Source organism: Micromonospora sp. NPDC047548 (assembly GCF_040642975.1).
Lineage (GTDB): Bacteria > Actinomycetota > Actinomycetes > Mycobacteriales > Micromonosporaceae > Micromonospora.
The window spans coordinates 1-7934 of the sequence record NZ_JBEYTI010000091.1; the positions used below are offsets into that span (position 1 = coordinate 1).

A 7934-nucleotide genomic window follows, 5' to 3' on the forward strand; every position below is an offset into this window, starting at 1 on the left:
TCAACAGCAGTACTCAATGCAACTCGATCCTGAACTCGCCCTGCCAGACGGACTTGCTATGAACCGTTGGCCTCAACTCACCCTGGCAGACAGGGGGTGCGGACATCCGGTGCCCCATAAAGGTGCCAGCGAAATGGCCAAACCGATCACGCGGCTCTCACTCAGCGCCACCTGCTACGCCGTGAGGTCGTCACGGGCCCGCTCGAACTCTTCCGCAGTGAGGTCTTCGTCGTTCGACGATCCGCCGCCAGGCGTTCGCCGGGCTCCGTGGTTGTCGACGGCCAGCAGGTGCGTCTCGTCCCAGTAACAGCCAAAGCCTCGGCGTAGGAACGGTGTGGCGGCGACGTCGCCGCCCACGTCGACCGCGAGCGGCGCGAAACGACAGCGCCGACTCAACCGCACGGGCCGTTCGGCGAGCCTGAAATGATCGGGCGCAGACTCTCGGCCGGGGCGTCGCCCGCCACCCGCTGACCGTCCCCGAAGCGAGGCACCCCCGGGTCGCGGGTCGATCACCTACGGGCCGGATCCGTCCCGGTTTCCGGGCGTGGTCGATCCGGCCCGGACCGTGTCATGCTGCACAGACCCGAACGGAGGACGACGATGGCTGCTGGCGATGCCGTACAGGTGCGGCCGGCGCGAGGGTCGCTGCGACCGCTGGTGTCCGGGGCGACACTGGTCGCGCTCCTGGCGTTGCTGTTCGGGCTGCCGTGGTGGACGTTGACGGTGGCGGCGCGGTGGCCGGCGCCGGTGGTGGCCGCCGGCACGAGCGTGTTCGTCGTCGCGCTGGTCGCGTTCCCCGTTCTGATGTATCTCGGGCACGGCCGCCGGCGGCTGGACGCGGCGGCCCGCGCGGGGGACACACTCCTTGGCCTGGTCTGGATCCTGTTCGTCTGGGCGCTGCTCGGCAACGTGGCCCGGCTCCCGCTGGCCGCCGCGGGGGTCGCCGATCCGGTGCGGTCGCGGGCTGTGGCGGTCGGTGCGGCGGTCGTCTCGGTCGTCTTGGCCGTCTGGGGGTACGCCGAGGCGATGCGAGTGCCCCGGGTCCGGCGGGTGGACGTCACCGTGGATCGGCTGGGTGCGGGTCTCGACGGGGTCCGGGTGGTGCTGCTGACGGACACCCACTACGGACCGATCGACCGGGCCCGCTGGTCCGCCCGGACCACCGAGGTGGTCAACGGGTTGGCTGCCGACATCGTCTGCCACACCGGCGACATTGCCGACGGTACGGTCGACCAGCGCCGGGCGCAGGCCGCGCCGCTGGGCGCCGTCCGGGCCCGGCTGGCCCGGGTGTACGTGACGGGCAACCACGAGTACTACGGCGAGGCGGAGGGCTGGGTCGAGCACATGCGGACCCTCGGCTGGGAGCCGCTGCACAACCGGCACCTTGTGGTGGAGCGGGGCGGCGCCCGGCTCGTCGTCGCCGGGGTCGACGACGTGACCGCCGCCTCGTCCGGCGTCGCCGGTCACCGCGCCGACCACGCAGCGGCGCTCGCCGGTACCGACCCGCGGCTGCCCGTGCTGCTGCTGGCGCACCAGCCCAAGCAGATCGACGACGCGGTCGCGGCCGGCGTGGATCTGCAACTGTCCGGGCACACCCACGGCGGCCAGATGTGGCCGTTCCACTACCTGGTCCGGCTCGACCAGCCGGTCGTGCAGGGCCTCAGCCGGCATAGCCAGACCCAGCTCTACACGAGCCGGGGGACCGGTTTCTGGGGTCCGCCGTTCCGGATCTTCGCGCCGAGCGAGATCACCCTGCTCACCCTCCGAGCGAGGTAGCCCCGACCGGACCAACGCCCACCGCCTCACCTGAACGTGACCGGGATTCCCCGGCAACTCCGCTGGCTACGCGGGCCCAGGGATCCACCCGCATGCACCCGATGAGGTCGACGAACAGTTCCAGCCGGGTGACTTGCCGGAGACGAGGGGGTGGATCCATCGCGAGCGGCGCAGCGGCGGGATGGCACTCACCGACAGAGTCTCCGTCGTGAGGCGCTGGTCGCGAGGGCGATCCCGCCCTGTTCCGCCGGTTGGGTGCCGACCCGGGACGTGAACTGGGAAACGACGTCAATTGGAGGGTGTCAGGGCAGGTTGTCAGCGGCCGGCGTTGGTAGCCGACGCCGGATCGCGGCGTGGTGGACGGTAAACGCGACGGCGGCCACGTCGTGGACGACGGAGTCCAGCAGGTGCTGGACGCGGGGCTGCTGGCGGGAGACGAGTCGAATGTCGTCGATGATCATCGCCAGGATGGTGTCGTACGAGATGCTTCTCATCCGAGCGCGGACAGTGCCGTCGTCGTCGCGGACGATGTGGGTCGGGTCGGGGCGGGTGGCGAGCCGGCGCAGGAGGTCGTGTGCCTCCTGCACGGCGCGTACGGCGGTGGTGACGTCGTTGATGCCGGGGGACAGCGCGCGTTCGGCGATGTCGGCGAGCTGGCGGAAGCCGAAGCCGAGGTCCTGGCCCGGGGTGCGATCCACGCCGATGGTCACGCCCTGTTCGGCCGCCTCGACCGGCACGGGGCGAGGCGTGGCGTCGGCGGCCCGGTGGATGTGCAGCAGCGGTGCTCCCGCGACGACGAGTCACCCGGTGTCGGCACGACGGTGATGGCGCAGTCGTGCTCGCGGGCCAGCCGCGCGAGCAGGGGAAGATCGACGTTGCTGACCATGCCGGGTTCTGACGCCGGCACGGTCTGTATCACCGCACCGAGGACAACGACCTGGGGGTCGTCGGGCGAAGGGAGGCCGGCTATCGATCGTCGGGTCTGCGCGCCGATGGAGCCGATGATGTGCGACACCCGCATCGCGTGGTGATGTGGTGCAGGTAGTAGATGAAGGTGGCGCTGCTGACCAGGACGAGCGCTATCGACACCGCCAGGGACAGCTCGGGCAGCCCCTGGTTCGCCTGGTCCGGTAGCGCGGCCAGCACCACCATGGTGAACATGAACGTCGCGAACCCTGTTGAGCTGCTGTGCGAGCAGATCGCGGGCGCGTCGCCTGATGTGTTGCAGGCGATGATCAAGACGTTCGCGCAGGAGGTAAGTCCGCCGAGGCCGACGCGATGTGCGGCGCCGGCTACGGACAACTGGCCGTCTCTTACACCACCAGCGCGGACGTGACCTCTCAGGGAGAGGTCACTCGCTGCTGTTCTTGCCTCGCCTTGCGGAGGGACGAGCATGTGGGTTACGACCGGAGCTGGGGAGGCTCCGCCCGTCCATTGCTGCTTGCAGCGCCGGAAGGCACTGCTCGCGGGTGATGCCAGCGCCGAAGACTCCCGATGCGAACCCGGTTTGCTGCCAGTGCAGCCCCAGCGCCGGCTTGATCGCCCGCTGCCCAGGCGGTCCGTTCATGATGGTGGTTCCGGCGCCCTGCACCAGGACATGTTCGGCCAGTTCCGGTGCTCCGAGGGAAGTCAGCAGGTTTCGTAGCAGCAGCGCGCAGCGTTCAGAATCGAAGTTTCGGATGCGTTCGTCGGCGAGCACCAGGCCGGTGAGGCCACGGTCGCTTTCGGCCAGCACCGGGCGCAGCGCGGCGGGCACGCGGCCGACTACCCACTCCAGGTCACCTGCCGCGATCCGAGCGTGCGGGTGCGCCTTCCAACCATCCCAGGGCATCCCGTACTCGTGGAAGATGGCCACGATGTCGTCCGGGTGGCCCATGGCCATGCCCTGCAGGAGGAGTTCCCATCGCCGGCCGATCCCTGTCCAGGTGTCACGGAGTTTAGCGACGAACCTGTCAGCATCCTTTCGGTGCGCGACCGAGTCGACGATCCAGTCCGCCAGCTTTGTGGTGGCGTTCTTCGGAGCGGCTCCGTCGGCGACATCGTCGAGCCACGCCGACAAACGATCACTCATCACGGTGCGTTCCGCGATGCCGTAGGTGATGTCAGCCTGATCGAGCCCGTCGATTCCGGCCTTGTGGAATCGCGTAAAGCGGTCCTGGTGCTCGCGGGGCGTGCGGCCTTCACGCACCCAGGCGGCGAGGACCGCCATCGCCGCACGCTGCGCAGTCGGACCAGCTTGATGTCGTACTTTCTCGACGAGGCGCTCCCGACGTCGCCGTGCCGCCTCCCAGTAGGCGGCCAGTTCGCCAGAGATCAGCACCTCATCGGCGGCGCTCCAGAAGTAGTGCGGGTCATCGCCTAACAGGCCGAAGTCGAGATCGCCGTCAGCCAGGCGAGCCTCGGCCGCTTGAGTGTCTGCCCCGTACCTCAGCAGTTTGTCCGCAGCCCGCCGGTAGGTCGCCAGCGCTCCCGGAGGGTTGCAATGCAGCCCGTCCGGAAGCGACAGCTGGTCGAGACCACCAGACTCAGGCTGACGGTGAACCATCTCCCTGCCATGGACCTCCACGCGAGTGCACTCCGGGTCGGCGTGCCACACCTGCCCCGTCTTCGTCGTCCACATCTGAACGGACACGCCCGCCCAAGGACCCAACGGCAGATCGGCCAGGGTGACCTCACCATCAATCCGATGATCATCGCGTACCAGGTGCATACCGACCACTCGCCTACCACATCGCGGCCACACCCGGCCGATCATGGATGAAGGACCTGTTGACGCTACATCTTCCGACCGACAGAGACGCGCCGTCTGCAGCTGGCGCCTTGCTCTCTTCGGCCAGGTCGAGCCTTACGACCTGGGGATCAATAGTGGTGTGTGTTGATGTGACCCGGCGTGTCGGCTTGCTCGAGATGATGGCGGGCCGCACGGTCTGCTGATTTGTGACGATCAAGAAGGCCCGTGCGGCCCTGTCCCATTCTGTCTTCACCGGCATCTCCCGCAACCACCTGGACCGGCTCGTCGCCGAACTGGCCGAACCGTCCGCCGCCGCGAGGGAAGGAAGGCTGCACCGTCGCCGCGGCGGCCGGGACCGCCACCGCTGGCCCGGCGCCGGACACCCCGAAACCCTGACCCTGCGCGACCGGCTGCTGTGCACCCTGGCCTGGCTCCGTCTGGCCCTGCCCCACCAAGCCCTGGCCCTGCTCTACAGCGTGGACCGCTCCACCGTCTCCACCGCGATACGCCAGGTCCGGCCACTGCTGGCCAGCCGAGGCTTCGCCACCGCGTCCGGGCAACGACTGCACACTCTGGCCGATGTCCTCGCCTACGCCGCCGCCGAAGGACTCACCGTCCGCTTGGACGGCACCGAGATTCAGGTCCGCCGCCCGAAGGCCAACCGACCCGGCCGGCGGGCGTTCCTGTCCGGCAAGAAGAAACAGAACACGATCAAAGCCACCGTCGCCTCCGACGCCCACGGCAGGCCGATCTGGGCCGGCGCCATCCGTCCAGGCCGACAACACGACCAAACCGCCATACAGACCGAAGGCATCGACGACCTCCTCGACGCCTACCCCGACGTGAAGTTCCTGGTCGACGCCGGCTACCGCGGACTAGCCAAGGACCACCCCGACCAGGTCATCGCCCCACCGCTGAAACCGAAGAAAGACGCCCCACCCGACGACGTCACCGCCTACGAAGCAGCCCGCAAAGCCCAGTCCTCGCAACGTATCCCCGCCGAACACGCCATCGCCGCGATCAAATGGTGGCGCACCCTGCAACGCTTCACCGGCCGCCGCGACGTCCTACCAGAGGTCATCCGAGCCGTAGCGGGCCTGGCCAGCGACCGCGCCGCAGCCCGATGACCAACCCCCAACACCCACCACAATTGATCCCCAGGTCGTTACCAGCAGGCAGCGTGTGGCGGCCGCGGGACGGTTTCGGACGGCGTTGCGGTTACAATCATGGTCACGCATGGAGTTCGGGACAGTACCTGAACCACCGCAGATCACATGTCGAGGCATGGAGCGTCGGACCGCGCCCTCGCCACCGCCTCCCAATCCGTTCACCACGCCTTGACACTTGACCGCCTGCGGGCTGTCATGCGAGAGGACATGCCACCGTGACCATCTACTCCACTCACCCGAACCGCGGAAAGACCCAGGTCCTGGCCTCCTACCGCACTCCCAACGACGACATCACCAGCACCACCGTCACCAGCTGCGACGCCCCAATACTCGCCCGAACCATTGTTGACGCGCTCAACCGCATCTCCGCCTGCGCCACACTCCCGCTGTGCCTCTACGACCGGCGCGGCAACAGCTCAAGCCACTACCCGGCCGGCCACCTCGACACGTTGAGCGACCCGACGGCACGGGTCGGCCTGCTCGTCGGCACCCACAGCCTCTGGTACGAGGTGGTCATGTTCGAACTGCACGCCGCGTTCACCGACCTCGACCAGGCACTCCACGATGCCCCGGCCCCGATCCAGCTCGCCATCACTCAGGAACTACAGGCCGAGGCCCGCGACCTGCACGCCGAGCTGCTCTACTACAGCGAGAACGTCGAACCTACGACACCGGTTCAGCGATCGTGGCAGCCCTCGCTTCCGTTCGTCGCTCACGAAGGCGGCATGTCCAAACTCAACACGTCGACTCGGGAGTTACTTGACCGGCAGGAGGAAGGCGCTAGCGATGCGTCTCTAGCCGAGGGCGTCGAAGGGCTACGGGCACTGCTGAGCGCCTACCAGCTGAACGACAATCAGAACGCGATGCTGGACGTGTCGGCGCTGTCGATTCTCGATGACCCGTCATGGGGCGACGGCTATTACCTGTCCGTCGACAGCCTCGCACCAGGCGGGAGGCATCCGCACGGGTGGAGCATCCACCTGGGCCGGTGGGAACCGGACGATCCCGACGACGAAGACAGCGGCGACTCGACCGGCAGCGCGCTCGTAGTCTGCGATCTGCCTACCGCCCCCAACGTCGCCGACCTCGTGCAACTGCTCAACCTCAGCGCCGCTGGCACCAGCCAACACGAAGCCTGGGCCACCACACCGGTCGGCGATCCGCTCACCGGTACCGGCTTCATCGTCACCAGCCGAGACGACTCGCACGAATAGGGCTCAACGCACTATCCGGGACAGGTCGGATCGTGGGGCGATCCGACCTGTCCCGATCGGTCTGGCTGATCTGAGTACGGTCAAGGTTGAATGGATCGGCGGCGCTTCGCGCTTCCCTTCCTGGATGCAGCAGAGTTGATTTGTCGGCTCAGCTTCGCTGCTAGCCAGGCGACTCTGCCGGCCACTGCCTCGTCACCCGCTTCGAGCCAGTCAATAATGTCCTTTGAGGTTGGCCGGTCCCGCAGATCCATTTCGATGTGCTGCAATTGGCTGGCTGCTTCCGAGGCTTCGCCAGCCGCGCTTCCGGCCACGTCCCTGATGGCCTCCATCGAACGGAGGATAGCGTCGGCGGTCGTTTCGACGCTCGTGCCCAGCCGCTCTACGCTGCCGGTCAGCTCGGCCGCGACCTCGCCGAACCTGCGTCGAAAGGCATCGGCCTCCCTAATGAGATACATCTCGACGAGTTCGTCATCAGTGATCGCGCGGGTTGATGCGCCGTATCTGGTCACCCGGTGACCGTCGCGGGTGTAATGCGGTGCCCGCGTCGGCGCAACCTCTAGACGAAGGAACGGAGCCTTAGTGTCGACTCCCTCCTCGATGATCCGCAATCCGACCGGAACGGGCAATGTCTCGCTGGCGCGACTCTGAATCCGGTGCCTGGCGTTGTCCAGGGAGTTGCGGCGGGCGTTGTCGTCGTTCATCTGTGTGAGGCCGATGACGTGTCCTTGGACGACGCCGGTCGTCGAGTCGGCGACCTCCTTCACCCCTACAAGGATGGTGACGAAGCCCTCGGGAATCTTGTCGAGGACAACAGTGTTCGCGGCGGCGACCAATACGCGGGCATCGACAGCGTCGGCCTTCTCCTTGAACTCGAAGCGGTGTGACTCACCCTCGGTGGCGAGTAGCCGCGTTGCCTCACTGCTCATATCTTGGTAGCGCAGTCGGTTCGGTGTTAGCCGTCACCGAAGGTGACGACGAGTTGGCTCTTGCCCGTCATTGATCTTGAGGGAGTCTCTGGCGTGACCCGGTGGGGTTGCGCTTGTT

Annotated in this window: 6 protein-coding genes and 1 pseudogene; 4 read left to right on the forward strand and 3 right to left on the reverse strand. The window is 67.4% G+C overall.

The genetic code is table 11. The features are described 5' to 3' along the window. Window positions 1-600 precede the first annotated feature (600 nt). On the forward strand, window positions 601-1776 hold the full coding sequence (locus ABZ807_RS32685) for a metallophosphoesterase (RefSeq protein WP_357166841.1): 1176 nt from the start codon (window positions 601-603) through the stop codon (window positions 1774-1776). Between the two features lie 302 nt (window positions 1777-2078). On the opposite strand, the pseudogene ABZ807_RS32690 reads toward ABZ807_RS32685, so the two are convergent. Then, window positions 2079-2937, reverse strand: a pseudogene (locus ABZ807_RS32690) (DUF2254 family protein). Here ABZ807_RS32690 and ABZ807_RS32695 point away from each other — a divergent pair. Continuing rightward, window positions 2825-3112, forward strand: a complete 288-nt coding sequence (locus ABZ807_RS32695; RefSeq protein ID WP_357166856.1) for a hypothetical protein — start codon at window positions 2825-2827, stop codon at window positions 3110-3112. The pseudogene ABZ807_RS32690 and the gene ABZ807_RS32695 overlap by 113 nt on opposite strands. 15 nt (window positions 3113-3127) lie before the next feature. On the opposite strand, the gene ABZ807_RS32700 is transcribed toward ABZ807_RS32695, so the two are convergent. Next, window positions 3128-4486 carry a hypothetical protein gene (locus ABZ807_RS32700; RefSeq protein ID WP_357166844.1) on the reverse strand — a complete coding sequence of 453 codons (1359 nt, stop codon included), beginning with the start codon at window positions 4484-4486 and terminating at the stop codon, window positions 3128-3130. 227 nt (window positions 4487-4713) lie between these two features. Between ABZ807_RS32700 and ABZ807_RS32705 the strand changes: the two genes are divergently transcribed. Then, window positions 4714-5634, forward strand: a complete 921-nt coding sequence (locus ABZ807_RS32705; RefSeq protein ID WP_357166847.1) for a transposase family protein — start codon at window positions 4714-4716, stop codon at window positions 5632-5634. Window positions 5635-5891: 257 nt separating this feature from the next. Then, the gene (locus tag ABZ807_RS32710; RefSeq protein WP_357166850.1) at window positions 5892-6890 is read left to right on the forward strand and encodes a hypothetical protein; all 999 of its coding nucleotides are present in this window, start codon (window positions 5892-5894) and stop codon (window positions 6888-6890) included. Window positions 6891-6970: 80 nt separating this feature from the next. Here the strand turns inward: ABZ807_RS32710 and ABZ807_RS32715 are convergent, their stop codons facing one another. Further along, window positions 6971-7816 carry a hypothetical protein gene (locus tag ABZ807_RS32715; protein WP_357166853.1) on the reverse strand — a complete coding sequence of 282 codons (846 nt, stop codon included), beginning with the start codon at window positions 7814-7816 and terminating at the stop codon, window positions 6971-6973. Window positions 7817-7934 lie beyond the last annotated feature (118 nt).